This window comes from Pseudomonas borbori (genome assembly GCF_900115555.1).
Classification (GTDB): Bacteria; Pseudomonadota; Gammaproteobacteria; order Pseudomonadales; family Pseudomonadaceae; genus Aquipseudomonas; species Aquipseudomonas borbori.
Window position 1 is genome coordinate 165,668 of record NZ_FOWX01000001.1, and the last position, 26,208, is coordinate 191,875.

Annotated in this window: 19 protein-coding genes; 11 read left to right on the top strand and 8 right to left on the bottom strand. The window is 63.2% G+C overall.

Annotated features, from left to right (window positions below):
* The first annotated feature begins 36 nt into the window (after window positions 1-36).
* Genes BM315_RS00680 through BM315_RS00690 form a run of 3 tightly spaced genes read left to right on the top strand, consistent with a single transcriptional unit; the run spans window position 37 to window position 2,391 of the window.
* A complete protein-coding gene (locus BM315_RS00680) occupies window positions 37-474 on the top strand; it encodes a cupredoxin domain-containing protein (RefSeq protein WP_090496993.1) in 438 nt (145 codons plus the stop codon).
* A gap of 3 nt (window positions 475-477) precedes the next feature.
* Window positions 478-1,737 carry a HAMP domain-containing sensor histidine kinase gene (locus BM315_RS00685; RefSeq protein WP_090496771.1) on the top strand — a complete coding sequence of 420 codons (1,260 nt, stop codon included), beginning with the start codon at window positions 478-480 and terminating at the stop codon, window positions 1,735-1,737.
* 3 nt (window positions 1,738-1,740) lie between these two features.
* Complete coding sequence (locus tag BM315_RS00690; protein WP_090496773.1) at window positions 1,741-2,391, top strand: response regulator transcription factor; 651 nt, start codon at window positions 1,741-1,743, stop codon at window positions 2,389-2,391.
* A 102-nt stretch (window positions 2,392-2,493) separates the two neighbouring features.
* Here the strand turns inward: BM315_RS00690 and BM315_RS00695 are convergent, their stop codons facing one another.
* Both BM315_RS00695 and exaA read right to left on the bottom strand, forming a co-directional pair.
* Entirely contained in the window at window positions 2,494-3,144 is a 651-nt protein-coding gene (locus BM315_RS00695) for a pentapeptide repeat-containing protein (protein ID WP_090496775.1), read from the bottom strand.
* 139 nt (window positions 3,145-3,283) lie between these two features.
* A complete protein-coding gene (exaA, locus tag BM315_RS00700; protein ID WP_090496777.1) occupies window positions 3,284-5,155 on the bottom strand; it encodes a quinoprotein ethanol dehydrogenase in 1,872 nt (623 codons plus the stop codon).
* Window positions 5,156-5,457: 302 nt separating this feature from the next.
* Between exaA and pedF the strand changes: the two genes are divergently transcribed.
* Window positions 5,458-5,877: a cytochrome c-550 PedF gene (gene pedF, locus BM315_RS00705; protein WP_090496779.1), complete on the top strand. Its 420-nt coding sequence runs from the start codon at window positions 5,458-5,460 to the stop codon at window positions 5,875-5,877.
* Between the two features lie 5 nt (window positions 5,878-5,882).
* Window positions 5,883-6,776 carry a substrate-binding periplasmic protein gene (locus tag BM315_RS00710; protein WP_090496781.1) on the top strand — a complete coding sequence of 298 codons (894 nt, stop codon included), beginning with the start codon at window positions 5,883-5,885 and terminating at the stop codon, window positions 6,774-6,776.
* A gap of 661 nt (window positions 6,777-7,437) precedes the next feature.
* On the opposite strand, the gene BM315_RS00715 is transcribed toward BM315_RS00710, so the two are convergent.
* From BM315_RS00715 to BM315_RS00730, 4 genes are all read right to left on the bottom strand, one after another.
* Entirely contained in the window at window positions 7,438-8,763 is a 1,326-nt protein-coding gene (locus BM315_RS00715) for an MFS transporter (protein WP_170862127.1), read from the bottom strand.
* 140 nt (window positions 8,764-8,903) lie between these two features.
* Window positions 8,904-9,839: a 5-oxoprolinase subunit C family protein gene (locus BM315_RS00720; protein ID WP_090496785.1), complete on the bottom strand. Its 936-nt coding sequence runs from the start codon at window positions 9,837-9,839 to the stop codon at window positions 8,904-8,906.
* A complete protein-coding gene (locus BM315_RS00725) occupies window positions 9,836-10,564 on the bottom strand; it encodes a 5-oxoprolinase subunit B family protein (RefSeq protein ID WP_090496786.1) in 729 nt (242 codons plus the stop codon). The genes BM315_RS00720 and BM315_RS00725 overlap by 4 nt, the downstream gene beginning before the upstream one ends.
* Window positions 10,561-11,313: a 5-oxoprolinase subunit PxpA gene (locus tag BM315_RS00730; RefSeq protein WP_090496788.1), complete on the bottom strand. Its 753-nt coding sequence runs from the start codon at window positions 11,311-11,313 to the stop codon at window positions 10,561-10,563. Before BM315_RS00730 ends, BM315_RS00725 begins: the two co-directional genes overlap by 4 nt.
* A 441-nt stretch (window positions 11,314-11,754) precedes the next feature.
* Between BM315_RS00730 and BM315_RS00735 the strand changes: the two genes are divergently transcribed.
* Window positions 11,755-12,762, top strand: a complete 1,008-nt coding sequence (locus tag BM315_RS00735) for a TRAP transporter substrate-binding protein (protein WP_244527228.1) — start codon at window positions 11,755-11,757, stop codon at window positions 12,760-12,762.
* A gap of 343 nt (window positions 12,763-13,105) precedes the next feature.
* Here the strand turns inward: BM315_RS00735 and BM315_RS00740 are convergent, their stop codons facing one another.
* Window positions 13,106-14,989: a methyl-accepting chemotaxis protein gene (locus tag BM315_RS00740; protein ID WP_090496791.1), complete on the bottom strand. Its 1,884-nt coding sequence runs from the start codon at window positions 14,987-14,989 to the stop codon at window positions 13,106-13,108.
* Window positions 14,990-15,107: 118 nt separating this feature from the next.
* Window positions 15,108-16,325 carry an OprD family porin gene (locus tag BM315_RS00745; RefSeq protein ID WP_090496792.1) on the bottom strand — a complete coding sequence of 406 codons (1,218 nt, stop codon included), beginning with the start codon at window positions 16,323-16,325 and terminating at the stop codon, window positions 15,108-15,110.
* Between the two features lie 273 nt (window positions 16,326-16,598).
* Between BM315_RS00745 and BM315_RS00750 the strand changes: the two genes are divergently transcribed.
* The 5 genes from BM315_RS00750 to BM315_RS00770 all read left to right on the top strand — a co-directional run bounded on the left by BM315_RS00750 (window position 16,599) and on the right by BM315_RS00770 (window position 26,016).
* Window positions 16,599-17,543 carry a LysR family transcriptional regulator gene (locus tag BM315_RS00750; protein ID WP_090496794.1) on the top strand — a complete coding sequence of 315 codons (945 nt, stop codon included), beginning with the start codon at window positions 16,599-16,601 and terminating at the stop codon, window positions 17,541-17,543.
* 366 nt (window positions 17,544-17,909) lie between these two features.
* On the top strand, window positions 17,910-18,893 hold the full coding sequence (locus BM315_RS00755; RefSeq protein WP_244527229.1) for a TRAP transporter substrate-binding protein: 984 nt from the start codon (window positions 17,910-17,912) through the stop codon (window positions 18,891-18,893).
* A 73-nt stretch (window positions 18,894-18,966) separates the two neighbouring features.
* A complete protein-coding gene (locus tag BM315_RS00760; protein ID WP_090496796.1) occupies window positions 18,967-19,473 on the top strand; it encodes a TRAP transporter small permease in 507 nt (168 codons plus the stop codon).
* Between the two features lie 60 nt (window positions 19,474-19,533).
* Complete coding sequence (locus tag BM315_RS00765; protein WP_090496798.1) at window positions 19,534-20,838, top strand: TRAP transporter large permease; 1,305 nt, start codon at window positions 19,534-19,536, stop codon at window positions 20,836-20,838.
* 336 nt (window positions 20,839-21,174) lie between these two features.
* Window positions 21,175-26,016, top strand: a complete 4,842-nt coding sequence (locus tag BM315_RS00770) for an NAD-glutamate dehydrogenase (protein WP_090496800.1) — start codon at window positions 21,175-21,177, stop codon at window positions 26,014-26,016.
* The last annotated feature ends 192 nt before the right edge of the window (window positions 26,017-26,208 follow it).

Sequence of the window (26,208 nt, forward strand, 5' to 3'; positions counted from 1 at the left end):
GGAGGCATCAACCCATAACAACAATCGGTGATGTCCATGCGTAACCTCAAGGCGCTGTTTCTTCCCCTGCTACTGGTTGGCAGCCTGATCGGCTTCGACAACCTGCATGCCGCCGGCGACCTGACCCGGCGTGGCACGGCATTGCCGGACCTGGTGCTGGGCAACGCAGAGAGCGACTACAGCATGTCGCAGAAGGAATACCAGCTGGAAACCGGCAAGGCCTATCAGTTGAAGGTCATCGCCAGCGGGCAGAAGGAATACGCGTTCCAGGCGCCGGAATTCGCCACCTCGATTTTCCTGCGCAAGGTCGAGGCCGGTGGCGTGGAGATCAAGGCGATCACCCTCACCGAGCTCGAGTTCGAGGATGCCGGCGAGGCGGAAATCTTCTTCGTGCCGATCAAGCCGGGCAAATTCCGTTTCTTCGCCAAGGGTCTGGAAGGCAAGGGCATGCTCGGCCACTTCGTGGTCAAGTAAGGCATGTCGGCGCTGCGCCGGGTCAACCTGCTGGTCAGCCTGTTCTTTGTCCTGGTGAGCGCCGCCGGCCTGGCGCTGCTGCTGCGCCAGGCCAGTTACGACGTGCAGCGTGAAATGCAGGCCGCCGAAGCGGTGGTCGAATACCTGCACGAGGCCGCATTGCGCGACCCCGCGAGCCTGCAGCAGGGGCTGACCGACAGCCTGCGCCATGTCCGCGTGCAGTGGCTGGAGGTCGGGCAGACGGCGCTCGAGAGCGAGCCCGGTTGGCTGGACCGCTGGCTGGGCCAGCATCTGCTCAGTGCCCGGCAACCTGCGTTGCTGTTGCAGATGGCTGACGGGCGTCAGGTGCAGATTGCCGTCGACCCCGCAGACGAGATCGACGAGGTCTGGGATTCCCTGTTGCAGCTTCTGCTGCTCAGTGTCACGGCGCTGATCTTGAGTCTGTTGAGCATTCGCTGGGCGGTTCGCCGCGGTTTGGCGGTGCTGGACGAGTTGCTCGGCGGCCTGCAGCGGGTGACCGACGGACAGCTCGATGCGCGCCTGCAAACACACAGCCTGCCCGAGGCCCGGCAATTGGCCGGGCATTTCAATTCCATGGCCACTACCTTGCAGCAGGTGCAGGTGGATAACGCCGAACTGACCCAGGCCCTGCTGGCGCTGCAAGAGCGCGAGCGCACCCGGCTGGGGCAAACCCTGCACGACGACCTGGGCCAGTACCTCAGCGGGATCCGCGCCCAGGCCTGTCTGCTGCGTGCCGTGGCCGATAGGCCGGAGGCGGTAAGGAGCACCGCGCAGTGCCTGGAGGACAACTGCCAGCAGTTACAGGAAGGTTTTCGTGCGCTGATTCGCGATCTCTATCCGGTCGTGCTCGAACGTCTCGAATTGGGCGAGGCGTTGCAGCAGCTAACGCAGGACTGGCAAGTCACCCAGGGTGTGCGTTGTCGCTTGCTAGTGAGCGACGCCTTGCCGCGACTGCCATTGCCGAGCAAGGCTCACCTGTATCGTCTGGTCCAGGAAGCCCTGACCAATGTGGCGCGGCATGCCCGGGCCAGCGAAGTGCGCGTGCGTCTGCAATACCAGGGCGGCCGCTTGCGCCTGCTGGTGCGTGACAACGGTATCGGCGCACAGATGCCGCAACGAGCGGGGATCGGCCTGCGTTCGATCGGCGAGCGGGCGCGTTGCCTCGGCGGTGTGTTGCACCTGAACAGTCGACCCGGTGCCGGTTGGGCGCTGTGCCTGAGTATTCCACTTGAAGGGGAATGACCCATGAAGATCCTGTTGGTCGACGATCACGCGGTGGTGCGCCAGGGCTATGCCAGCCTGTTGCGTGCCTTGCTGCCCGAGGTGCTGGTCCGCGAAGCCTGCGATGGCGAGCAGGCTCTGCAACGGGTGCAGGAAGAAATCCCCAATCTGGTGATCATGGACATCGGCCTGCCTGGCATCAGCGGCCTGGAAACCATGCGGCGTCTGCGCCAGCGCCTGCCGCAGCTGCGCGTATTGTTCTTCAGCATGCACGACGAACTGCCGCTGGTGCGCCAGGCGCTGGATGCCGGGGCGATCGGCTACCTGACCAAGAGCTCGGCGCCGGAAGTGCTGATCGAAGCAGTCAAGCGCACCCTGGCCGGGCATGCCTATATCGAGCAGCCGCTGGCCACCCACCTGGCCTGCAACCCGGTGCATCAGGGCAGCGCCGACCCGCGTTTGCGCGACATGACCCAGCGCGAATTCGAGATCTTCGTGATGTTGGCCAAAGGCATACCCACGCGCATGATCGCGGAAAAGCTGTGTATCAGCGGCAAGACGGTATCCAACTACATGACCCTGCTGAAGAACAAGCTGCAGGTCGGCTCGCAAGCCGAACTGGTGCACCTGGCCATCGATACCGGGGTGCTGCGGGTGGGGATGGAGAGCGCATAGGGCAGAGGGCTAAATATCGCGGTCAAGACCGTCCCACGGAATGCATGCGATGGGACGCCGAGTTCTTGGCCGCGGTGCTTTGCCGCGGTCAGGCATTGGCTTTCAATCCCAGCCCTGCGGGCATGCCTTGCAACCCTGCATATTCGCCCCCTGGAAGTTGCCGTAATGGGTGCGGGTGCCGCTCAGGTCGGCGTTTTCCAGGTTGGCGCCCGACAGCTTAACTTCCTGCAAGTTGGCGTCGATCAGGGACGCGCCCTTGAGGTCGGCCTTGCTCAGCCAGGTCATCTCCAGGTTGGCCGCTTGCAGCTTGACCTTGTGCAGTTTGGCGCCGGACAGGCGAGCGAACTCCAGGTTGGCGGCGCGCAGATCGGCGCCCTGGAACTGTGCGGCCTGGGCGAACAGTCCCCAGCCCTGGATGGCGATCAGGGTGCTATCGGTGAAGTCGGCCAGGCGCAGGTTGCTCTGTTGCAGGCTGGCGCGGGTGAGGTTGGCGCCTTGCAGGTTGGCCTTTTCCAGGTTAGCCAGGTCGAGGCGGGCGTGACGCAGGTTGGCGCCAGAGAGATCGGCGCCGGCCAGGTTCATCCGGCGCATGTCCTGGTTGCTCAGGTCGGCATTGCGCAGATTGGCATTCGGGCAGCGGCTGTCGGCTTCGATGCGACAGCCGTTGATGCTTAGCACCTCATCATCGGCGGCCAGCGCCTGGCAACCGATGACCAGCAAAATCAGAGGCAGAAACAGCGGCGGGTAGTTCATGGCGATTGCTCGGTAGGGGGTGCGGGGCCGCCTAGGCTGTGCGCACCGAGGTATACGGAGGCGGGTGTCCGGCAGGGCACCCGGACGAGGAGGGCCGGTGCGCACGGCGCACCCTGCGGGTACGCCGTGCGGCCTGGACTCAGCGCTTGGCCGTAGTCTTGTCCCAGCTCGGCAGCTTGAACACCCAGAACGAGCCGCCCTGGGCGACCGGCTTGGTCAGCTCGGCCATGTCGCCGCCCCACAGCGGTACCGCGCCGCCGTAACCGGAGGTCACACCGATGTACTGCTCGCCGTCCTGTTCCCAGGTGATGGGCGGGGAGATGATTCCGGTGCCGACCTGGAACTTCCACAGCTCCTTGCCGTTCTTGGCGTCGAAGGCCTTGAAGAAGCCGTCGCCGGTGCCGGTGAACACCAGATTGCCCTTGGTCGCCAGAACCCCGGCCCACAGCGGCAGTTTTTCCTTGTGCTCCCACTCCACCTTGCCGGTGGTGGGGTTCATGGCGCGCAGGATGCCGACGTGGTCGTCGTACAGGCGCTTGATCCGAAAGCCCATGCCAAGGTAGGCGGAACCCGGCTTGTAGTGTGCTTCCTCGGCCCAGTAGTCCTCCTTCCAATGGTTGGCCGGCACGTAGAACAGGCCGGTGTCCTGGCTGTAGGCCATGGGGTTCCAGTTCTTGCCGCCGAGGAAGGGTGGTGAGACTTCCACCACTTCGCCCTTGGTTTCGCCCGCCTTGGGCTTGGGCGGACGCTGGCCTTCATTCTCTACCGGGCGGCCGGTCTTCAGGTCGATATGGCTGGCCCAGGTGATCTTGTCGACGAAGGGGAAGGCGTTCTGCAGCTTGCCGTTGGCGCGGTCGACCACATAGAAGAAGCCGTTGCGGTCGGCGTGGGCGCTGGCCTTTACGGTCTTGCCGGCCTTGTCCTGGTAGTCGAACAGCACCAGTTCGTTGTTACCGGAGAAATCCCAGGCATCGTTGGGGGTGTGCTGGTAGAACCACTTCACTTCGCCAGTGGTGGCGTCGACGCCGACCTGGCCGGAAGTGTAGAGGCTGTCATAGTCCTTCGGCTCGCCGCCTTCGGCGGTGCGCGCCCAGCCGTTCCAGGGCGCCGGGTTGCCGGCGCCGACGATGATGGTGTTGGTCTCGGCATCGAAGCTGGCGCTCTGCCAGGGGGCACCGCCGCCCTGGCTCCAGGCGGCTTTCTTGCCGGTCGGCGAGTTCGGGTCATCCGGCCAGGACGGCGCCTTGACGTCACCGGTCGGGGTGCTGTCCTTGCCGTGCATGCGGCCCATGTGGCCTTCGACGAAGGGGCGCATCCAGACTTCCTCGCCGGTCTCCGGGTCGCGGGCGAACAGCCGGCCGACCACGCCGAATTCGTCGCCGGAGCTGCCGTGGATCAGCAGGGTCTTGCCGCTCTTTTGGTCTTTAACCAGGGTCGGCGCGCCGGTCATGGTGTAGCCGACCGCGTGATCGCCGAACTTCTTGTTCCACACCACCTTGCCGGTGTCCTTGTTCAAGGCCACCACGCGGGCGTCGAGGGTGCCGAAGTAGACCTTGTCGCCATAGATCGCCGCACCGCGGTTGACCACGTCGCAGCACGGCCGGATGTTGTCCGGCAGGCGGTGGTTGTAGGTCCACAGGCGCTTGCCGGTCTTGGCGTCGAGGGCGAACATGCGCGAATAGGAGCCGGTGACGTAGATCACCCCGTCGTGGATCAGCGCCTGTGACTCCTGGCCGCGCTGTTTCTCGTCGCCGAAGGAGAACGACCAGGCCGGGGTCAGCTTGAACACGTTGTCGGCATTGACCTGGGCCAGTGGGCTCCAGCGCTGGGCGTTGGTGCCCATGCCGTATTGCAGCACGTTGCTGGTGCTCAGGTGGTCGTTGGCGATGTCGTCCCAGGTGACGTTCTTGGCCAAGGCACTGCCACTCAGGGCCAGGCCGCCGGCCAGCAGCAGGCTGTGGAGGGCAAGGGCCACGGGGTGTGGTGTGCTGGGTAACGATCTTATTGTCATGGTTGTGGTTCCCATTGAGGTGGAGGTAAGGCCGCCGGTGAGCGACCTGGCGTAGCGATAGTGGAACCGCCGCCATTTGGCCGAAACGGAAAAGCTCCCGCTCGTGCCGGGAAAAATGCCCAAACCGCCCATGACTTGGCCTTGCTGCGAAAGCCCTGCCAGACGGCGGTCACAAGCGCTACTACCAAGGAACTAGATGCGAGCCACCAAAGCAGCATTCGATGCTTGCCGAGGTCTTTCTAAGATGGCTACAACCAAGCTCCATAAAGTCTGTGCTGCGTGTACTCGAAGAGGTCTCGATCATGAAAATCCAACAAAAAACCGCTGCCGCCCTGCTGCTAATGGCTTTTTCGGCCACTCTCTGGGCGCACGGCGATGTGGTGCCGCAGGATGTCAAGACCGAAGGATTGGAACCGCTGGGCGAAGAATGGCTGGAAGAGAACCCCTATCGGGGCAATGCCAAGGCGATCGAAATCGGCGCCTCGGCCTACAATCAGAACTGCGCGGCCTGCCATGGGCTGGAAGCCAAGTCCGGCGGCATCGCCCCGGATCTGCGTCTGCTCGAAGTCGGCGCCATGGGCGACGAGTGGTACAAGGAGCGGGTGATCAATGGTGCGGTGCGTGACGGCCGGGTGTACATGCCGAAAATGGCCGACTACCTCAGCCAGGAAGCGCTGTGGGCCGTGCGTTCCTACCTGGAGAGCGTGGCGATCGAGGAGTGACGGCTATGCGCCTGAGTGTCCTGCTGTTGCTTGCGTTGTTGAGTGTGCTGGCCCCGCAGGTCCAGGCGCAGGCGCCGGTGCGCAGCTACGACTCGATCATCGAGTCGGGTGTACTCAAGGTCGCCCTCTATAAGGATTTTCCGCCTTACAGCTTCCAGCAGGATGGCCAGCCGCGCGGGGTCGACTACGAAGTAGCCCGGGCCCTGGCCGGTGGCCTGGGCCTCAAGCTGGAGCTGATCTGGGCGCCGGCCGGGGAGAAACTCGACGACGATCTGCGCGACTATATCTGGCGCGGGCATTACCTGCGTCCGCAGGTGCTGGCCGACGTGATGCTGCGGGTGCCTTATGATCGCGAGTTTTCTCACATGAGCAACGAGTTCGGCGAGCTGGTCAACGAGCTGGTGGTGATGTTCGGCCCCTACCAGCGCGAGCGCTGGCAGGTCGCCTTCGATCGCCGTCGACTCGAGGCCGTGCCCAGTGTGGCGGTATTCCAGCGGCACCCGATTGGTGTCGAGGTCGACAGCGTGCCGTCCTTTTACCTGTCCTCGGTATTCGACGGCATGCTCAGTGGCAAGACCCGACACTTCACCAATCCGCAGGCGGCCTTCGCCGGAATGAAAAAGGGCGAGGTCGATGCGGTGATGGCCATGCGCGGCGAGATCGACTGGCAGGTCAAACAGGCCGCAGACAGCAATCTGGCCCTGGCCGAGAACGCCTATCCGAACATGGGCAGGCAGGTCTGGGACATCGGCATGGCGGTGCATGAAAGCAACCGGCAACTGGCCTACGCCCTGGAGGAGAAGCTCGAGGAGCTGATTCTTGCAGGCGATATCAAGCAGCTCTATGCCCGCTATGGTCTGCGCTACGAACTGCCCGGGTTGTATCAGGAGGTCGAATAACGCGCCGGCCGCCTTTGCTGCTGTTGACGTTCTGGCGCGGCACTGCTGCCCATCATCTGATGAGCCATGTCCTGCGCAGCGGTAATTCCCCGTGGTTGTGCAAAAACACCGGCCTAGCGCGAGCGCCTGGCGTCGACCTCGCTACGGCGCTCGATATTCTCACCGCTCTTCTATCGCAAACAGGCCGAGGGCAAGGGCGATACCCTGGCCGCGTTCGAGCTGTTCCCGCCTTACCGAGAGAGCCTGCCCCTCGCCCGGGAAGTGTCCGGGCTATGGCTGCGCGATAACCATGGCCGTGGGGACAGGCAATGTTCCGAGTCTCCAGGGACAATGCAGAACCTTCGCGGGTCGATCTGCTAGGCGCCACATTCTCGCTTCGGGTGGGGTCTGCCGCCGTGCATTGACCAGTCTCCACCGGTTGGCAGCCATCACCGGTTTATCCGTGCATGCTTGCTGCCGCGAGTGAGGTTATGAACCGCCTTTAGCGCGGTTTTTTTCCGGTCAGGTATCTGTGTTGAATGAAAATGCCGTAGCGCGGCAAGCGCCCAAGGCCTCCATCGTTGGGCCCTTTCTATAGGCTATGCGCGTCGCGCCCGGCATGCTGGACACTGGCCGCTTGGGCGTTCTAGAAATAGCGGGTTGTTCCGCCCTTAGCGTACGGCTAGCCGCGATCGATTCGCTTGCCGAACGGATCGAGTTGCAGTGCCGTCGCACCGACATCCGCAGGCTTACAGGTACCGCTTTCCCTCAGCAGAACCGAGGCGATGAGGGTGACGCCGCTGAGTGCGAGCAAGGCGATAAATAATTGCGTGTAGCGCTGCTGCGGGCTTTCGCCGCCATCGCCCTCCAGCAGCAGGCCGGTGGCCGCTTGCAGGATCGCCACCCCGAGCCAGGCAAAAACATTCACCAGGCCCATGGCCGTGCCCGATAGCTGCAGCGGAAAACTTTCCTTGGTCAGGGTGAAGCCGACTGCGGCTATGCCGTTGCCGAATATGCCCAATAGCAGATAGACCGCGTAGAGGGCCGGCAAGGGCAGGGACGTTTCGAATATCTGTAGCGTTGCAAACAGCGCGAGGATGAGCAAGGCGCCGAAGGTCATCAGCGGCTTTCTCCTGGCGCCGCACAGTCGATTCGACAGGGTGCTCAAGAGTACGCCGCCAAGCATGATGCCAACCGCGACCATCGACAGAACACTGCCGGCGTCCGCCTTGCCCAGGTGATGGATTTCTTCCAGATAGGGGCCGCCCCACAAGCCGGCAAAGGTGAAGAACAGGCCGTTGCCGAAGAAGAACCAGACGGCAAGGGGCCAGAACGCGGGCTGCCTCAGGATCGCCAGGAGGCTGTTCCAGACAGTGTCGGCGGGCTGTTCGTTCGGCAGTGGAGCTTTGGTTGCGGCGGTTGGCGCTGGCGGTTTTTCGACGATCAGCACGAAAGCCAGGATTGCTGTGACGAATGTGAAAAGGCCCGCGCCAACGAAGGACGTGCGCCAGCCCAGCCATTCGGTGAGGACCGCCAGGGGAGTGGTTGCCAGCAGGGCGCCCAGACCGCCGGAGGAGATAAACAGCCCGGTCACCAGCGCAAAATCCTTGCCTTGGAACCACAGCGAAAACAGCTTCATCGCCGGCACGAAAAGCATTGCCATACCGGCGCCGACGAGAAACCTGCCGAGCGCTGCAACAAGCATCGACTCCGCCAAGCCGAAGAGCACAGAGCCGAGCGCGGCAATGGCAAAGAAGGTGCCGATGGTGCGTTTCGCGCCCCATTTATCGGCAAGTACGCCCGCGGGCATTTGCATCAGCGCATGTGGATAAAAGTACGCCGCGCTGAGCACCCCCATCAGCGCTTCCTTGGTCTGTAGGTCGTTCATCACATCGGTTGCCACCGCCGCCAGCGCCATGCGTTGAAAGAAGGCCATGATGTAGGCCATGACCAGGATGGTGAACATCACCCAACGCAGCCGATTGGGTGTGAGACGAAGTGCTTGCATTGCTTGGCGTCCATTCATACCGCAAGGAAAGGTTCGGGGGCGACGCCCGCCATCTGCGGCATGGGAGCGGGCCAGGGGAGCCCGAGCCTGCTGCGCAGCGGTTGGCGTTGGCGCCGACGGCAGCAAGCGCTATGCGCTCGCTAGTCGTGCCGCCATTGCTCCAGAAACTGCAGATGGCTCTCCTGCGCGGTCTCCTGCAGCACCGGCGCCAGTTGCAATTCTTCACCGGGCAGGCATTGCGCCAGACGGGCCACGGCCTGTGGGGTGAGGGCGCCGAGGCGCGGGTAGCCGCCGATGGTTTGCCGGTCGTTGAGCAGGATGATCGGCTGGCCATCCGGTGGCACCTGTACAGCGCCCAGGGGAATGCCCTCGGAAATAGTCGTCGAACGCCGCGCCTGCAGGCGCGGGCCGAGTATGCGCATGCCCATGCGGTCGGCGCGCGTATCGATTTTCCAGGCGCTGTTGAACACATCGAACAGGCTCTGGCCGCTGAAATCGCCGATCTGCGCACCCATCACCAGTTCCAGACGCGGCGAGGGCGTGAACTGCGGAATCAGGCGTGCGTCCATGGGCCGTGGTGCCGCTACGGATTGCATCCACTGCAAATGGTCGCCCATCGCCAGCGGTTTGCCGTCGCCGTGCAGGCCGCCCAATTGCTCGCGGGCCATGCTCGAACAACTGCCGAGCACCGCGCTCGCGCTGAAACCGCCTGGCGCCGCCAGGTAGGCGCGGGCGCCCAGGCGTGGCTGGGCGAAACGCAACTGCTGACCGCGGCGCACGCCGAAGGTGCGCCAGGGCTGCAGGGGCTCGCCGTCCAGGGTGGCGCCGAGGTCGGCGCCGGCCAGGGCCAGGCAGCCGTCCTGCTCGCAGCGCAGGTCGAAATTGCCCAGGGTGATTTCCACCACCACGGCGTCCAGGGCGTTGCCCAGCAGCCAGTTGGCCCAGTACATGGAAATCCAGTCCAGCGCGCCGCTTTGGCTGACGCCGAGGTGGCGCACGCCGAAACGCCCGGCGTCCTGCAGTTGGATAAAGGGGCTGCTGCGCTCGACGCGCAGCCCGCCTGCGTCGCGGTTCATAGGGGTGTCTCCAGGGGGCTGTCGTCGCCGCCTAGGCGGATGAATTCGGCGTGATCGATGGGCGCGAAGCGCACCCGATCGCCCGGTTGCATCAGGCTGTAGCCGTCGATGGAATGGTCGAAGAGTTTCACCGGACTGCGTCCGAGCAGGTTCCAACCACCCGGCGAAACCACCGGGTAGACCGCGGTCTGGCGTTCGGCGATGCCCACGCTGCCTGCCGCGACCCGTTTGCGCGGGGTGCTCAGGCGCGGCGCCGCCAGGGCTTCCTCGACCAGGCCCATAAAGGCGAAGCCGGGGGCGAAACCTATGGCGAACACCTGATATTCATGGCGGCTGTGGCGCTCGATAACCTGGGCTTCGCTGAGCCCGCTGCGTTGCGCCAGCAGCGGCAGTTCGGGGCCGACGCTGCGGTCGTACCAGGTCGGCAATTCATGGCAGCGACCGCCCTCGGCGCTGGCCGGTTGCAGATCGACGAAGGCTTCGGCGATCAGTTCGCGTACGCGCATCCCGGCCATGCGTTTGAGGTCCATGCGTTCAAGGTCGTAGTGCAGCAGCAGGGTGGTGTAGGACGGCACCAGATCGATCAGCGCGTCGCCGAAGCTGGCGCGCAGGCGTTGGCTGGCGGCCAGCATCCAGGGCATGTTGCTTTCGTCGATGTTGTCGAACAGGCGCAGGGTCAGGCTGTCGATGCCGGCGACTTCGAGTTTCGGGACGGGGGCGCTCATGCGGGCCTCAGGGCGTCGAAGGCTTCGCGGATGCGCCGCACCGCCGCGACGGATTCGGCGTTATCGCCATGCACGCAGAGTGTGTGGGCTTGCAAGGACAACGAGCTGCCATCGCTGGCCAACAGCGCATGGCCCTTGGCCAGGCTGACCGCTTGATCGACGATCAGCTCGCGGTCGTGGTGCACCGCGCCGGGTTGGCCGCGCGCGACCAGGAAGCCCGCCGGGTCGTAGGCGCGGTCGGCGAAGGCTTCGAACCACAGGGTAAGGCCGAGTTCGGCGCCCATGGCTTGGCTCTGGCGATTGTCGCGGGTGGTCATCAGCATCAGCGGCAGGCTGCGGTCGTAGCTGGCCACGGCGCGCATCACCGCACGCAGGATCGGCGGCTTGCGCATCATGTCCTGGTACAGCGCGCCGTGGGGTTTGACGTAGCTGACCCGGCTGCCCTGGCTGCGGCAGATGGCTTCCAGCGCGCCGACCTGATAGAGCAGCAGGTCCTCGACTTCCTGGGGCGAGCAGTCCATCGAGCGGCGGCCGAAGCCGACCAGATCCGGATAGCCCGGGTGGGCGCCGATGCGCACGCCATGTTCGACCGCCAGGGCCACGGTCTTGCGCATGGTGCTGGGGTCGGAGGCATGGAAACCGCAGGCGATATTGGCGCAGTCGATATAGGGCATGACCTCGGCATCCAGACCCATGTGCCAGGCGCCGAAGCTCTCGCCGATATCGCAGTTCAGAAGCAGGCTGTTCAAGGGATGTTCCTCTGTGCGGGGCGCCTCGTCGGCATGCGCAGGCAGGGCGCTGGCGAACGAACGGCCGCGTGTTATGGAATGACCTGTGCGGCATTCTTGAGTGACGCGAGGCGGGCGTCCAACTAATAAAAATGAGCGGCGGGGATAGGAAAAGTTGATGGCGCTGATTGCAGCGCAGCCTTGCGCGATCCGTCTGCAAAAGGCCGTGGGGCATAAGCATTTTCGATCATGCGTCGATGTTTTTTCTCGTTGGACAGGGTCTCCGGCAAATCCGACAGTCGTGCTGTGGTTTGCTCCCATTCGCGCAGCAAACACCTTGCGCGCACCCCTGGTCGGTCCACCATCTCGGCCGGGGGTGTCCTTTCCATCGGCCGGGCGCCGTGGTTATTCCGGATAGATCGTTGGCCTGGCTCCCTGATGTCACGACTCATGGACACGCTAATGAGACCCTCTCTTTATTTGCAGTTCCCCGCGGTACTCGCCTCCCTGGTCAGCTCCGTGACGGTCGCTCAGGCGGGCGAGCACTGGAATATGTCGGCTGAGCAACCGACCAGCAACTTCATTACGCGCATCGCCCGCGACTTCGCCCGTCAGGTCACGCGCGAGAGCAAGGGCGAGCTGGATATCCGCGTCTCGCCCAACTCGAGGCTATTCAAGCGCGCCCAGGTGAAAGCCGCGGTGGCGCGCGAGGACATTCAACTCGGCGATCTGTTCATGTCCGTACTGAGCGAGGAAGATCCGCTGTATGCGCTCGATAGCCTGCCGTTTCTGGTCACCGACTACGACCAGGCGAAACGCCTCTGGCAGGCCAGCCGTCCGGCCATCGAGCAGCGCCTGCTGAAAGACGGCGTGCGTCTGCTGTATGCCGTGCCCTGGCCGCCGCAGAGTCTGTACAGCAACAAGCCGGTGACCCGGATGGCGGATTTCCAGGGTCTGAAATTCCGTTCCTACAACCCGACCAGCGCGCGCATGGCCGAACTGGTCGGCGCCGTGCCGACCACCATCGCCACCGAGGACGTGCCCCAGGCGTTCGGCAGCGGCGAGGTGCAGGCGATGCTGACCTCCTCGGCCACCGGCGTGGACCTGCGAGCATGGAGGTTCGCCAGTCATTTCTATGACATCAAGGCGTTCATCCCGAAAAACATCACCGTGGTCAACGAGGCGGCATTCCAGCGTTTGTCGGTCACCGCGCAGCAGGCGCTGCTGGCGGCGGCGCAACGCGCCGAGATGCAGGGCTGGGAACTGTCCTGGGCACTGAACGCCTACCAGATCAGAACCTTGCGCCGCCGCGGCCTGACCGTGGCCGATGAAGTGCCGCCGGCAATACGCACCGGCCTGGATGCCATCGGCCGGACGCTGGCCTGGGAGTGGCTGGGCACGGCGGGCGCGCAAGGCCGGCAAATAGTCGACCAGTACCGCGAAGGCTCCGCCAAGGGGCAGGCCGAATAGCCCTGCTGCTCAGTCATAATCGCAGTCGCAATGCCGCTCACTCAAGCCGGGGGGCGGCATTGTTTTGTTTATGCACCCATTGCCTGTTGCATGGAGCACTTGGGTAAGCGTGACGTTTGCTTGCAGCGGCCGCAAAGGTAGGGGGGGCCGCCTAGGCTGTGCGCATCAGCCTCGACGCGTATTTTTGGTGCGCACGGCGCACCCTACGAGGTCAGCCCCGACATTCAGCGAAGAACCATTTTTTGTAGCCTGGATAAGCGCAGCGCCATCTTGGATCGGCAGCCCCCCATCCCGGATTGCGCCAAGGCCTGCTCTATAAATTTAGGCGGGCTACCAGGCCGCGCTAACCGATCTGAAACTGCCGCGCACTCTGGCTCAGCACCTGGATCTGTTCGGACAGGCCGTGGGTCTGTTGTTCCAGGGTCAAGCGCAGGCCCTTAATCTGGCCGGTATGCAGGTTGATTTCCTCCATCTTCTCGGCGATATCGCCGGTGGTGCTGGAGATTTCTTCGATGGCCACCACCACCTGATTCATTTCCCCGCTGAGCTGCTCCATCGACAGGGTGATCGCCTCGATGGCCGTGGCCACTTGCCCGGCATGCTCCTCGCTTTGCGCGGCCAGCGACAGGCCGTTGCTCATCAAGCCGTCGATGCTCTGGGTCTGCTGGTTGAAGTCGCCGATGATGTGCGCGATATCGGTGGTGGCGGACACAGTTTTCTGCGCCAGCGAACGCACCTCATCGGCTACCACCGAGAAGCCGCGCCCGGCCTCGCCGGCGCGCGCCGCTTCGATGGCGGCATTCAAGGCCAGCAGGTTGGTCTGGTCGGCCAGGCTGTTGATCACATCGATGATGCCGCGCACCTTGCCGCTGGATTGGCTGAGCAGGGCGACCTGGGCGTGGGTCTGCTGGATCAGCTGCGACAGCCGGCGCATGTTGTCGACGCTGGCAGCGATCACCGTGCTGCCCAGGCGCGCCGACTCGTAGGCGCCGTGGGTGGCATTGCCCACGTCCGAGGTGCGCTGGGCCATTTCGTTGATGGTCGCGCAGATCTGCTGGGAGGCCGACGCGGCCTGTTCGGTTTGCATCTCCACCTGGCTGCTGTTGTCACCGAGATCGCGCATCGAGACGCCGAGGTAGGCGTGCAGCTCGGTCAGGGCGCGATTGGCCTCGACCACCTGGCAGAGAATTCGGCCGATGCCCTGGACCATGCGGTTGCAGGCCTCGCCCAACCGGTTGAATTCATCCTTGGGGTTGCCGCCAATGGCCAGCCTGCCGGTGAGGTCGCCGGACGCGACCTGGGTGAGCAGGCGGGTGACCTTGTGCAACTGGGCCATCAGCGTGCGCGATGCCTGGCTCAGGGTTACCAATAGAAATAGCGCGACGCAGAGTGAGGTCAGGCCCATCAGCCAGTTCGCCGAGTGCCTGGCCCGTTGCGCCTGCTGCGCGGTGCTGGCGAGGATGCCGTCCTGCAGCATGCGGTTTTGCTCAAGGATGCGCTGTTCGGTTTGCTCGCGCTGCTCGGCGAGCTGCGTCTCGAGGGCGCGCAGTTGCTGGATGGATGCCTCCGCTTGGGAGAAGGCCGCACTGAAGGCCGCGACCGTCTGGCCGATCTGGTTATCGCCCCAATCCAGCTCCTGAACCTTGGCCTGCAATTCGCCGATGGCACTATGGGCCTGCGCGGCGTAGTCGCTGTCGAAGCTCGACAGGTAGTTGCGCTGGTTGCTCAGGGCCGCAGCGATCAGCGGCTGGATCAGGCCGATGCTGATGGCTTCCAATTGCTTGGCGCTGACGGAAAGTGCCTGGCGTTGACCTTGAAAGGGAGTCAGGCCCAGTTGCCGGGAGAGCGTCCGCCAGCTTCTTTGTTGCTCTGTTTCGGCCAGGATCAGGGCTTCGATCTGCTCCGCGCTTTGGCCTATGGCGTTGTCGCCGAGGCCTTGCGCCTGGCTGACGAATTGCTCGGCACGTTGTTCCAGAGCGCCGATACGCGCGAGAAATTCCGCGCTATTGGCAGGTGTAAGTTCCCTGCGCAGGATGCCGAGCTTGAGCCAGTCGTTAACCAAGGCGGAGGAGGCGCCGGCGAATGCCGTGGCGTTTTCCCGGGCTTGCAGCGCCGCATCGACTTGGCGGTTGGCCCAGAACGAGGTTGCCGTGATCAGCCCCAGGCCGAGCAGGGTGATGACGATAAGCAGGCGGAATTTTTCTTGCCAGGACAGGAATATCTGCATGGGAGACTCCTCGCCCCCTTCCCGGTGATAGCCACGAAGGTGGGCCGGTCTTAGGTCAGTGTGGATTGCCAGGGGAGAGCAGTGGCCGGCGCCGGAGCGCCGGCCATGTACTTGCCGATTACCAGAGCGGCAGGCTGTAGCTGAGGATCAGGCGGTTCTCGTCGAGGTCGTTGCCGAAGTTGGAGCGCACCGTGGCGTTACGCCATTTCAGGCCGAGGTTCTTCAACGGGCCGCTTTGCACCACGTAGCCCAGGTCCATGTCGCGTTCCCATTCCTTGCCGCCGTTGCTGTTGCCGACCTGCACCTGGTCACCGGACATGTAGCGGGTCATGAAGGTCAGGCCGGGGATGCCCATGCTGGCGAAGTTGTAGTCGTAGCGGGCCTGCCAGGAACGTTCATCGGTGTTGGCGAAATCGTTGATCTGGACGAAGTTGACCAGATACGGGTCGCTGTTGGCGATATAGGGGAAGGGGTCGTCGCCGCTCATGCGCTGATAGCCGGCGCCGAACGCATGGCCGCCAAGGGTGTAGGTGAACATGGCGCCGAAGGCGGTGTTGTCGATGTTGCGGAAGTTGCCGTCTTCCCGGCTTTTGGCCATGCGCAGGTCGGTCTTGAACGACTGACCTTCGCCCAGCGGCTTGAGGTAGACCAGGGTGCCGTAGTGCTGCTGGTAGATGCCTTCCAGCTCACCGTAGTGCAGGCCCAGGCTCAGCTCGGGGGTCAGCTTGTAATCGCCGCCGGCGAAGGTGAAGGAGTCGCTGTTGCCGCCGATACGGTTGGCGCTCATCTCGGTGTAGTCGGTGGAGGCGTTGGCCTTGACCCGATCGATCTGGCCGCCTTGCAGGGTAAGCTTGTCGATCTCCTGCACGTTCAGCAGGGCGCCGCGAAACGAGGCCGGCAGCAGGCGCGAGTCGTTGGACGAGACGATAGGGCTGCGAAACGCCAGGGAGCCGATGCGCAAGGTGCTGTTGGAAGCCTTGAACTTGGCGGTGACATCGAGCTTGGCGTATTCGCTCTGCGAACCACCGGAGCGGTCTGCCGGCAGCAAGCCGCTGCCCGCGGTGCCCTCGCCGGAGTCGAGCTGGAGACCGAGCATGCCCAGCGCATCGATGCCGACGCCGACCCTGCCTTCGGTGTAGCCGGACTCCATGCGCAGCAAGAAGCCCTGCGCCCATTCTTCAGCCTTGTCGCGCGCATTGTCTTGGCGGAAATCGCGATTGAAGTAGAAGTTGCGCAGCTCGAGGCTGCCTTTGCTGTCGTTGATGAAATCGGCACTGGCCACGCCGGGCACACTGCTGATGGCGAGCAAAGCTGCCATGCGGTGGATCTGGTTCATGAGAAATCTCTCCTGTGAGGTAAGCGCGCACAGCGGTGGTTACCGTCTGCTTGGCAGGGCGCGATTTGCGGTCTGTTGTTATCGGGCTTGAGTTGCCGCGGGGAGATTCTTGTTAGCAGCGCGAGCCAGCGTCCAACGAGAAAAAGCAGGGGCCGCCGATCAGAAAATCCGATGCGCCCGGCGCGGCGTTTTACCAAGCGCTGGCATGTAACCTGCTTCGCATGTCACTGGCGAAATGCCGTTATCCGTTTATCGAACGAGGGTCGAACAGCCATGAATCTGAGATTTCTCGAGACCTTTGTCTGGGTCGCACGGCTGAAGAGCTTTCGTCTCACGGCGGAAAAGCTGTTCAGCACCCAGGCCTCGATTTCCAGCCGCATCGCCGCGCTGGAAGACGAGTTGGGGGTTCGTCTTTTTCTGCGCGATTCGAAGGGGGTTTCGCTGACGCCGGAGGGGCGCAAGGTGCTCGAATACGCCGAACGCATGCTCGACACCATGCAGGCGTTGAAACAGTCGATCAGCGAGACCGGCAGCATCCAGGGACGTATCCGCCTGGGCGTTATGGATACGGTGATCCACACGCTGCTGAGTCCTTTCGTAACGAAAGTCATGGAAGTCTATCCGGGGGTGGAGATCGAGCTCACCGCCGACACCGCGCGCAACCTCTGCGAGCAGTTGCAGAAAGGTTATCTCGACATCATTTTCCAGACCGACGTGCTGCGCGGCGATGGCGTGCGCAACCTGGAGGTGGCGCGTTATCCGGTGCAGTGGATCGTCCTGACCGGCTCGATCTACGACCGCGGCTACGCCTCGATAGATGAATTGGCCAAGGAGCGGATCATCACCTTCTCCAAGAATTCGCGCCCGCACCAAGACATTCTCAATCTGTTGCACGCCGGCAATGTCGCAGCACCGCGCATCAGTTGCGTAAACTCGGTGGCGGCCATGACGCGCCTGATCCGCGATGGTTTCGGCATTGGCGCGTTGCCTGCGGCCCTGGTCCACGAGGAGCTCAAGCAGGGTCTGCTCACCATCCTCGACGATGTGCCACAACCACCAGCCCTGGATATGGTGCTGACCTGGCGCACCGGGGTCGGTCTCGAACTGAGCGAGGACATAGTCGCGCTGGCCGGCGAAGTGTTGCAGGAGTACGCCAGGCAAATGGGCGACAGCATGATCACCCTGCTGCCATTCGCCAGCGATCAGGAAACGGCCTGATGGCGTACGGGCCGGCTCAGGTGCTCAACTCGGCCCGGCTCTGGCCCTTAGCGGCTCATATCCCGGTTATGCATGCGCGCGATTATTTCCCCTGCCCCTTCGGGCGCCCGGCTAGGGTGAGGGGCGATTGGCTCCTTTGCCCACATCGAAGGACCGAGCTGAAGGCCCGGCAATACGATGCCTGGCGCGAACATGACTATCTTTATCACCACAGTGCCCCGTTATTGCTCATAACGATTTCCGATCATGCACCCTTGGTTTTTCTAGTTGGACAGCCTTGCGGCCTCGCCCGAGACTCGAAATCAGGCCTTCCGGCAACTGTGGGTTCAGGCCATTCGCCTTCATCTCAATCTGGAGAAAATAATAATGAACAACCTCTCTCGCCTCGCCATGGCCGCCATGGCCTGCACCCTGGGTCTGCACGTGGTCAGTGCACAGGCCGCGGAACGCTGGAACATGACCACGGAGAACCCCGAGGGCAACTACATCACCGCGGTAGCCAAGGAGTTCTCGGCGGATGTCGAGAAAGCCACCGCAGGCGAACTGAGCATCCGCGTGCACGCCAACTCGGTGCTGTTCAAGCGCCCCGAGGTCAAGCGCGCGGTGCAGACCGGCCAGGTTCAGCTCGGTGACGTGCTGATGTCGGTGCTGGGCAACGAAGATCCCATCTATGAAGTCGACAGCGTGCCCTTCCTGGCGCGCAACTACGGCGATGCGCAGAAACTCTGGAAGGCCAGCCGCCCGGCGGTGGAAGCACGCCTGGCCAAGCAGGGCATCAAGCTGCTGTACGCCACCCCATGGCCGCCGCAAAGCATCTACAGCAAGACCCCGATCAGCGTCATGGAGGATTTCAAGGGCATGAAATTCCGCGCCTATAACCCGGCCACCTCGCGCATGGCCGAGCTGATGGGTGCGGTGCCCACGGTGATCAACGCCGGCGAAGTACCGCAGGCGTTCAGCACCGGGATCATCAGCGGCATGATCACCTCGCCGATGACTGGCGTGGACACCCAGGCCTGGGATTTCGCCAAGTACTACTACGACGTCAAGGCGTTCATTCCGAAGAACTTCGTCATCGTCAACGAGCGCAGTTTCAAGCGCTTGCCCGAGGCCTCGCAGCAGGCGGTGCTGGACGCAGCCGCACGTGCCGAGCAGCGCGGCTGGGAAATCGCCGAGGCGCAAACCAGCAAGCTGGTCGCCACCCTCGCCGAGAACGGCATGCAGGTTGATCCGGCCGCGCCGGCACCGGTCGAGGCGGGCTTTCAGAGCATTGGCCAGACCATGTCCGCCGAGTGGCTGAGCAAGGCCGGTGCGGACGGCCAGGCGATCATCGACGCCTACAAGAACTGAGATAACCATTGACGCTGAGGCCATGCCTAAAGGCGTGCGGCCTCGGCATCTCTAGTATCGGGAGCCTCAGACAATGAAACTCTTGCATAAGCTCTATACCCTCTGCGGGCTGCTCTCGGGCCTGTTCCTGGTGCTTATCTGCCTGCTGGTGATCGCCCAGGTCGTGGCGCGTCAGTTCGGTGGCATGGTGCCGTCGGCCGACGAGTTCGCCGCCTATGCCATGGCTGCGTCGGGCTTTCTCGCCTTGCCATACGCCCTGCAGCGCGGCGCGCACATCCGCGTCGAGTTGCTCTACCGCCTGCTGTCGACCCGCGGCCGCTTCGTCGCCGAGGTGCTGAGCAACCTGGTGGGCCTGGGCATCAGCCTTTACCTGGCCTGGTATTGCGCGCTGTTCGTCATCGAATCCTATGAATTCAAGGAAGTGTCGACTGGGCTGCTGCCCATTCCAATGTGGATTCCGCAACTACCGATGCTGCTGGGCACTTCGGTGCTGGCGGTGGCGATGGTTGAGCGGCTGATCGTGGTGTGCCAGGGACAGCGCTTCGAGAGCCTCGACGCTGGCACTGCGCTGAGCGAATAAGCAGCTCGCGAGCTTTATCCATTCTTGCGGCCTCGGCCGCACCGGATCAGTGAGTTAACCGTGGACTACACAATAATTACTATCACGCTGCTGGTGGCCTTGTTTACCTTGCTCGGCGGTGGCGTCTGGGTCGCCTTGTCGCTACTGGGTGTCGGCATCATCGCTATGGAACTGTTCGGCGGTGCGCCTGCCGGCTCGATCCTGGCCACCACCAGTTGGGCCTCTAGCGCCAGTTGGACGCTGACTGCGTTGCCGCTGTTCATCTGGATGGGCGAAATCCTCTACCGTACGCGCCTGTCCGAGGACATGTTCAACGGCCTGTCGCCCTGGTTGCGTGGCCTGCCGGGGCGTCTGCTGCACGTCAACGTGGTGGGCTGCGGGATCTTCGCTGCGGTCAGCGGCTCGTCCGCGGCGACGGCGGCGACCATCGGCCGCATCTCCTTGCCCGAGTTGAAGGCGCGTGGTTATCCGGAAAGCATCGCCATCGGCTCCTTGGCTGGCGCCGGCACCCTGGGCCTGCTGATCCCGCCGTCGATCATGATGATTGTCTATGGCGTGGCGGCGCAGGTGTCGATCTCGCGCCTGTTCATCGCCGGGATTCTGCCGGGCTTGATGCTGTTGCTGATCTTCAGCGGCTTTCTGATGGTCTGGTCGCTGATCAACCGCGAGCAGATGCCCGATGACCACGAAACCCTGCCGTTCATGAAAAAACTGCGCCGCGGCAAACTGCTGATTCCGGTGGTCACGCTGATAGTCGCGGTGATCGGCTCGATCTATGCGGGCTTCGCCACGGCGACCGAGGCCGCCGCGGTCGGGGTGGTCGGCGCGCTGCTGATCGCCTGGTATTCCGGCTCGCTGAACCGCGAAACCTTCATGGGCAGCCTGATGGGCGCGGTCTGCACCTCGTGCATGATCTTCTTCATCCTGCTCGGCGCGCACTACCTGACCTCGGCGATGAGCTTCACCGGGCTGCCGTCGGCGCTGGCCGACTGGATCATCGCCAAGCAGCTTTCGCCCTATGTGCTGCTGTTGGCGCTGACCCTACTGTTCATCATTCTGGGCTGCTTCCTCGACGGCATCTCGATCATCCTGCTGACCACCGCGGTGGTGCTGCCGGCGGTACAGGCGGCGGGCATCGACCTGCTGTGGTTCGGCATCTTCGTCATCCTGGTGGTGGAGATGGCGCAGATCACCCCGCCGGTGGGCTTCAACCTGTTCGTGGTGCAGAACCTCACGGGCTACGACATGTGGAAGGTGGCCAAGGCCAGCTTCCCGTTCTTCCTGCTGCTGGTGCTGGCGGCGATCCTGATCACGCTTTTTCCGCAGATCGTGCTGGGATTGCCGCAAGCGATGCGCGGGGCTTAGTTCGTCTAGTCGTGTCCCGCCCTTGATTGGCGGGGCAGGGCGAATATGTCGATTTACGCTGAATGCAGACCGCCACCAGGCGGGCAATCGGCGAGTTTTTTCCGGCACAGTATCTGCGGTGAAAGAAAATGTCGCAGCGTGGCAAGCGCGGCAAGGTGTTCCCTCGTTAAGCTCATGCGGCAAATGTGACCGGCGAGTCGCTGATGGCGGCACAGCTTTAGGGGCAAGCATTCTCAATGCAGCAATTGCCAGGTGAACTAATGTTGTGACGCAAGTTCAGGATTCGCGACTGCCCTAAGCCTGCTAATCGAATCACAAGCCAAATGGAGCTCAACCATGGCGTTCTTTACGGCGGCCAGCAAAGCCGACTTTCAGCATCAACTGCAAGCGGCCCTGGCGCAGCACGTCAGTGAACAAGCATTGCCACAAGTCGCGCTGTTCGCCGAGCAATTCTTCGGCATCATCGCGCTAGACGAACTTACCCAGCGCCGGCTTTCCGACCTGGTCGGGTGCACCCTGTCCTCCTGGCGCCTGTTGCAGCGCTTCGATCACAGCAAGACTGAAATTCGCGCCTTCAATCCCGACTACGAGAAGCACGGCTGGCAGTCGACGCATACCGCTGTGGAAATCCTGCGTAGCGATATTCCCTTCCTGGTCGACTCGGCGCGCATGGAGCTGAATCGCCGTGGTTACAGCATCCATACCCTGCAGAACAGCGTGTTCAGCGTGCGTCGCAACAAACAGGGCGAGCTGCTGGAAATCCTGCCCAAGGGCAGCCAGGGCGAGGGCGTGCTGCAGGAAGCGCTGATGTTCCTGGAGATCGACCGTTGCGCCAGCGCCGGCGAGCTGCGAACGTTGGAAAAAGCCCTGCATGAAATCTTTACCGAAGTGCGCCTGTGCGTCGCCGATTTTCAGCCGATGAAGGCCCGGGCCCAGGAACTGCTGGCCTGGCTGGGCAGTGCGAAACTCAATGTCGAGGCCGCCGAAGTCGAGGAAATCAAGGTTTTCCTGAGCTGGTTGCTGGATGACCATTTCACCTTCCTCGGTTATGAAGAGTTCACCGTGGTCGATGCCCCGGGTGGCGGCACCATCGTCTACGACGAGCAGTCCCTGCTGGGTATGTCCAAGCGTTTGCGCAGCGGCCTCAAGAGCGAGGACCTGAGCATCGAAGCGGAAGCCCTCAGCTACCTGCGCGAGCCGTTGCTGTTGTCCTTTGCCAAGGCTGCGGTGCCGAGCCGTGTGCACCGTCCGGCCTATCCCGATCTGGTGTCGGTGCGTGAACTGGACAGCAAGGGGCGGGTGATCAAGGAATGCCGCTTCATGGGTCTGTACACCTCGGCGGTGTATGCCGAGAGCGTGTGGAACATCCCCTACATTCGCCGCAAGGTGGCGGTGATCGAACAGCGTGCCGGTTTCGACAGCAAGGCGCACCTGGGCAAGGAACTGGCTCAGGTGCTGGAAGTGCTGCCGCGTGACGACCTGTTCCAGACCCCGGTCGACGACCTGTGCGATACCGCCATGGCCATCGTGCAGATTCAGGAGCGCAACAAGATCCGCGTGTTCCTGCGCCGCGATCCCTATGGCCGTTTCTGCTACTGCCTGGTCTATGTGCCGCGCGATGTCTACTCCACCGAGACCCGACTGAAGATCCAGCAGGTGCTGATGGAGCGCCTACAAGCCACCGACTGCGAATTCTGGACCTTCTTCTCCGAGTCGGTGCTGGCGCGGGTGCAGTTCATCCTGCGCGTCGACCCGAAGAACAAGGTGCAGATCGACCCTGTGCGCCTGGAGAAGGAAGTCATCCAGGCCTGCCGTTCGTGGAAGGACGATTACGTCAGCCTGATGGTGGAAAGCTTCGGCGAAGCCCAGGGCACCAATGTGCTGGCGGATTTCCCCAGCGGTTTCCCGGCCGGTTACCGCGAGCGTTTCGCCCCGCATTCGGCGGTGGTCGACATGCAGCACCTGCTCAGCCTGAGCAGCGAGCGGCCGTTGGTGATGAGTTTCTATCAGCCGCTGGCCCAGGCCGGCCAGCAGCTGCATTGCAAGCTGTACCACGCCGACACGCCGTTGCCGCTGTCGGACGTGCTGCCGATTCTGGAGAACCTTGGTCTGCGTGTGCTCGGTGAGTTCCCGTACCGCCTGCACCAGCAGAACGGTCGCGAGTTCTGGATCCACGATTTCGCCTTCACCTACGCCGAAGGCCTGGACGTCGACATCCAGCAGCTCAACGACACCCTGCAGGATGCCTTCGTCCACATCGTCGGTGGCGATGCGGAGAACGATGCCTTCAACCGTCTGGTGCTGACCGCGGCCATGCCGTGGCGGGATGTGGCCCTGTTGCGCGCCTATGCGCGTTATCTGAAGCAGATTCGCCTGGGCTTCGACCTTGGTTATATCGCCAGCACCCTGGTCAATCACGCCAACATCGCCAAGGAACTGGTACGCCTGTTCAGAACCCGCTTCTATCTGGCGCGCAAACTCGGCGGCGCAGACCTGGAGAGCAAGCAGCAGAAGCTCGAACAGGCCATTCTTGCCGCGCTGGACAACGTGGCGGTGCTCAACGAAGACCGCATCCTGCGGCGCTATCTGGATCTGATCAAGGCTACCCTGCGCACCAACTTCTACCAGACCGACGCGGCGGGGCAGAACAAGTCCTACTTCAGCTTCAAGCTCAACCCGCGGGCGATCCCGGACATTCCCAAGCCGACGCCCAAGTTCGAGATATTCGTCTATTCGCCGCGCGTCGAAGGCGTGCACCTGCGCTTCGGCGATGTCGCCCGCGGTGGCCTGCGCTGGTCGGATCGCGAAGAAGACTTCCGCACCGAAGTGCTGGGCCTGGTCAAGGCGCAGCAGGTGAAGAACGCCGTGATCGTGCCCATGGGGGCCAAGGGCGGCTTCCTGCCGCGACGCATGCCGCTGGGCGGCTCGCGTGACGAGATCATGGCCGAGGGCATCGCCTGCTACCGGATCTTCATCAGCGGCCTGCTCGACATCACCGACAACCTCAAGGAAGGCAAGGTGGTGCCGCCGGCCAACGTGGTACGCCACGATGCGGACGACCCCTACCTGGTGGTCGCCGCCGACAAGGGCACCGCGACCTTCTCCGATATTGCCAACGGCATCGCCGCCGAGTACGACTTCTGGCTGGGCGATGCCTTCGCCTCCGGCGGTTCGGCCGGCTACGACCACAAGGGCATGGGCATTACCGCCAAGGGCGCCTGGGTCAGCGTACAGCGCCACTTCCGCGAGCGCGGCATCGACGTGCAGAAGGATCCCGTGACGGTGATCGGCATCGGCGATATGGCCGGTGACGTGTTCGGCAACGGCCTGCTGCTGTCGGACAAGCTGCAACTGGTCGCGGCCTTCAACCACCTGCATATCTTCATCGATCCCAACCCGGATGCGGCCACGAGCTTCGTCGAGCGCCAGCGTCTGTTCGATTTGCCCCGTTCGAGCTGGGCCGATTACGACACTTCGCTGATTTCCGCAGGTGGTGGGCTGTTCCTGCGCAGCGCCAAGAGCATCGCCATCAGCGCACAAATGAAGGAGCGTTTCGATATCAGCGCCGACAAGCTGGCGCCGAACGAGCTGCTCAATGCGTTGCTCAAGGCGCCGGTGGATCTGATCTGGAACGGCGGCATCGGTACCTACGTCAAGTCGAGCAAGGAGAGCCACGCCGATGTCGGCGACAAGGCCAACGATGCGCTGCGTGTCGATGGTCGCGAGCTGCGCGCGAAAGTAATCGGCGAGGGCGGCAACCTCGGCATGACCCAGCTGGGCCGCGTCGAGTACGGCCTCAATGGCGGGGCAAGCTTTACCGACTTCATCGATAACGCCGCCGGGGTGGACTGCTCGGACCACGAGGTGAACATCAAGATCCTGCTCAACGAGATCGTCACAGCCGGCGACATGACCGGCAAGCAGCGCAACAAGCTGCTGGTCGAGATGACCGATGCGGTGGGCGGTCTGGTGTTGGCCAACAACTACAAGCAGACCCAGGCGCTGTCGCTGGCCGAGCGCCGTGCTCGCGAGCGGCTGGGCGAGTACAAGCGGGTCATGGCGGGCCTGGAAGCGGCCGGCAAGCTGGACCGTGGTCTGGAGTTCCTGCCTTCCGACGACGAGCTCAACGAGCGCGCCGCCAAAGGCCAGGGCCTGACCCGTCCGGAGCTGGCCGTGCTGATCTCTTACAGCAAGATCGATCTGAAGGAGTCGCTGCTCAAATCCCAGGTGCCGGACGATGACTACCTGGCGCGCGAGATGGAGACCGCCTTCCCACCGTTGCTGGCGAAGAAGTTTGGCGAGCAGATGCGCCGTCATCGCCTCAAGCGCGAGATCGTCAGCACGCAGATTGCCAACGACCTGGTCAACCACATGGGCATTACCTTCGTGCAGCGCTTGAAGGAATCCACCGGCATGAGTTCGGCCAACGTCGCCGGAGCCTACGTCATCGTGCGCGATGTGTTCCGCCTGCCGCATTGGTGGAAGCAGATCGAGGCGCTGGATTATCAGGTGCCGGCCGAACTGCAGCTGCAGATGATGGATGAGCTGATGCGCCTGGGCCGGCGGGCTACCCGCTGGTTCCTGCGTAGCCGGCGCAATGAGCTGGATGCGGCGCGCGATGTCGCGCATTTCGCTCCACGCATCGAAGCGCTGGCCATGAGTCTTGACGAGTTGCTCGAAGGTCCGGCGCGCGAGCAGTGGCTGGCGCGTTTCCAGGGCTACGTCGAGGCCGGCGTGCCCGAGGTGTTGGCACGTATGGTGGCTGGGACCAGCCATCTGTACACCCTGCTGCCGATCATCGAAGCCTCGGATGTCACCGCCCAGGATCCGGCGCGGGTTGCCGCGTCCTACTTCGCGGTCGGCGGCGCGCTGGAACTGTCCTGGTACCTGCAGCAAATCACCGGTCTGACGGTGGAAAACAACTGGCAGGCCCTGGCGCGGGAAGCCTTCCGCGACGATCTGGATTGGCAGCAGCGGGCGATCACCGTGTCGGTATTGCAGATGCCTGAGGGGCCGGCACAGATTGAGGAGCGGGTGGTGGGCTGGCTGGAGCAGCATCGTCGGCTGGTCGATCGCTGGAGGAGCATGCTCGCCGAGCTGCGTGCGGCGACAGGTACCGATTACGCCATGTACGCGGTCGCCAACCGCGAGTTGATGGATCTGGCCCAAAGCGCCTAGCACGGGGGCTGAGTGCCGCCAGAAGTACCGAGCCCCGCCCAGTGCGGGGCTTTTTACTGTGAGACTGGGAAAAACCGCTTGCCTTGCGACCACCGTCGACCCGCCATTTGGGCGGCGCTCAGTTCGGGGATGAAGCGGACCGTCCGGACCACTGCTCAAGAACGGCGCAAGCCATCACAGCGGTTGCCGTCG

Coding starts and splice junctions, on each gene's coding strand:
- BM315_RS00680 (WP_090496993.1), top strand. CDS start 37: ATGCGTAACCTCAAGGCGCTGTTTCTTCCCCTGCTACTGGTTGGCAGC.
- BM315_RS00685 (WP_090496771.1), top strand. CDS start 478: ATGTCGGCGCTGCGCCGGGTCAACCTGCTGGTCAGCCTGTTCTTTGTC.
- BM315_RS00690 (WP_090496773.1), top strand. CDS start 1,741: ATGAAGATCCTGTTGGTCGACGATCACGCGGTGGTGCGCCAGGGCTAT.
- BM315_RS00695 (WP_090496775.1), bottom strand. CDS start 3,144: ATGAACTACCCGCCGCTGTTTCTGCCTCTGATTTTGCTGGTCATCGGT.
- exaA (WP_090496777.1), bottom strand. CDS start 5,155: ATGACAATAAGATCGTTACCCAGCACACCACACCCCGTGGCCCTTGCC.
- pedF (WP_090496779.1), top strand. CDS start 5,458: ATGAAAATCCAACAAAAAACCGCTGCCGCCCTGCTGCTAATGGCTTTT.
- BM315_RS00710 (WP_090496781.1), top strand. CDS start 5,883: ATGCGCCTGAGTGTCCTGCTGTTGCTTGCGTTGTTGAGTGTGCTGGCC.
- BM315_RS00715 (WP_170862127.1), bottom strand. CDS start 8,763: ATGCAAGCACTTCGTCTCACACCCAATCGGCTGCGTTGGGTGATGTTC.
- BM315_RS00720 (WP_090496785.1), bottom strand. CDS start 9,839: ATGAACCGCGACGCAGGCGGGCTGCGCGTCGAGCGCAGCAGCCCCTTT.
- BM315_RS00725 (WP_090496786.1), bottom strand. CDS start 10,564: ATGAGCGCCCCCGTCCCGAAACTCGAAGTCGCCGGCATCGACAGCCTG.
- BM315_RS00735 (WP_244527228.1), top strand. CDS start 11,755: ATGAGACCCTCTCTTTATTTGCAGTTCCCCGCGGTACTCGCCTCCCTG.
- BM315_RS00740 (WP_090496791.1), bottom strand. CDS start 14,989: ATGCAGATATTCCTGTCCTGGCAAGAAAAATTCCGCCTGCTTATCGTC.
- BM315_RS00745 (WP_090496792.1), bottom strand. CDS start 16,325: ATGAACCAGATCCACCGCATGGCAGCTTTGCTCGCCATCAGCAGTGTG.
- BM315_RS00750 (WP_090496794.1), top strand. CDS start 16,599: ATGAATCTGAGATTTCTCGAGACCTTTGTCTGGGTCGCACGGCTGAAG.
- BM315_RS00755 (WP_244527229.1), top strand. CDS start 17,910: ATGAACAACCTCTCTCGCCTCGCCATGGCCGCCATGGCCTGCACCCTG.
- BM315_RS00760 (WP_090496796.1), top strand. CDS start 18,967: ATGAAACTCTTGCATAAGCTCTATACCCTCTGCGGGCTGCTCTCGGGC.
- BM315_RS00770 (WP_090496800.1), top strand. CDS start 21,175: ATGGCGTTCTTTACGGCGGCCAGCAAAGCCGACTTTCAGCATCAACTG.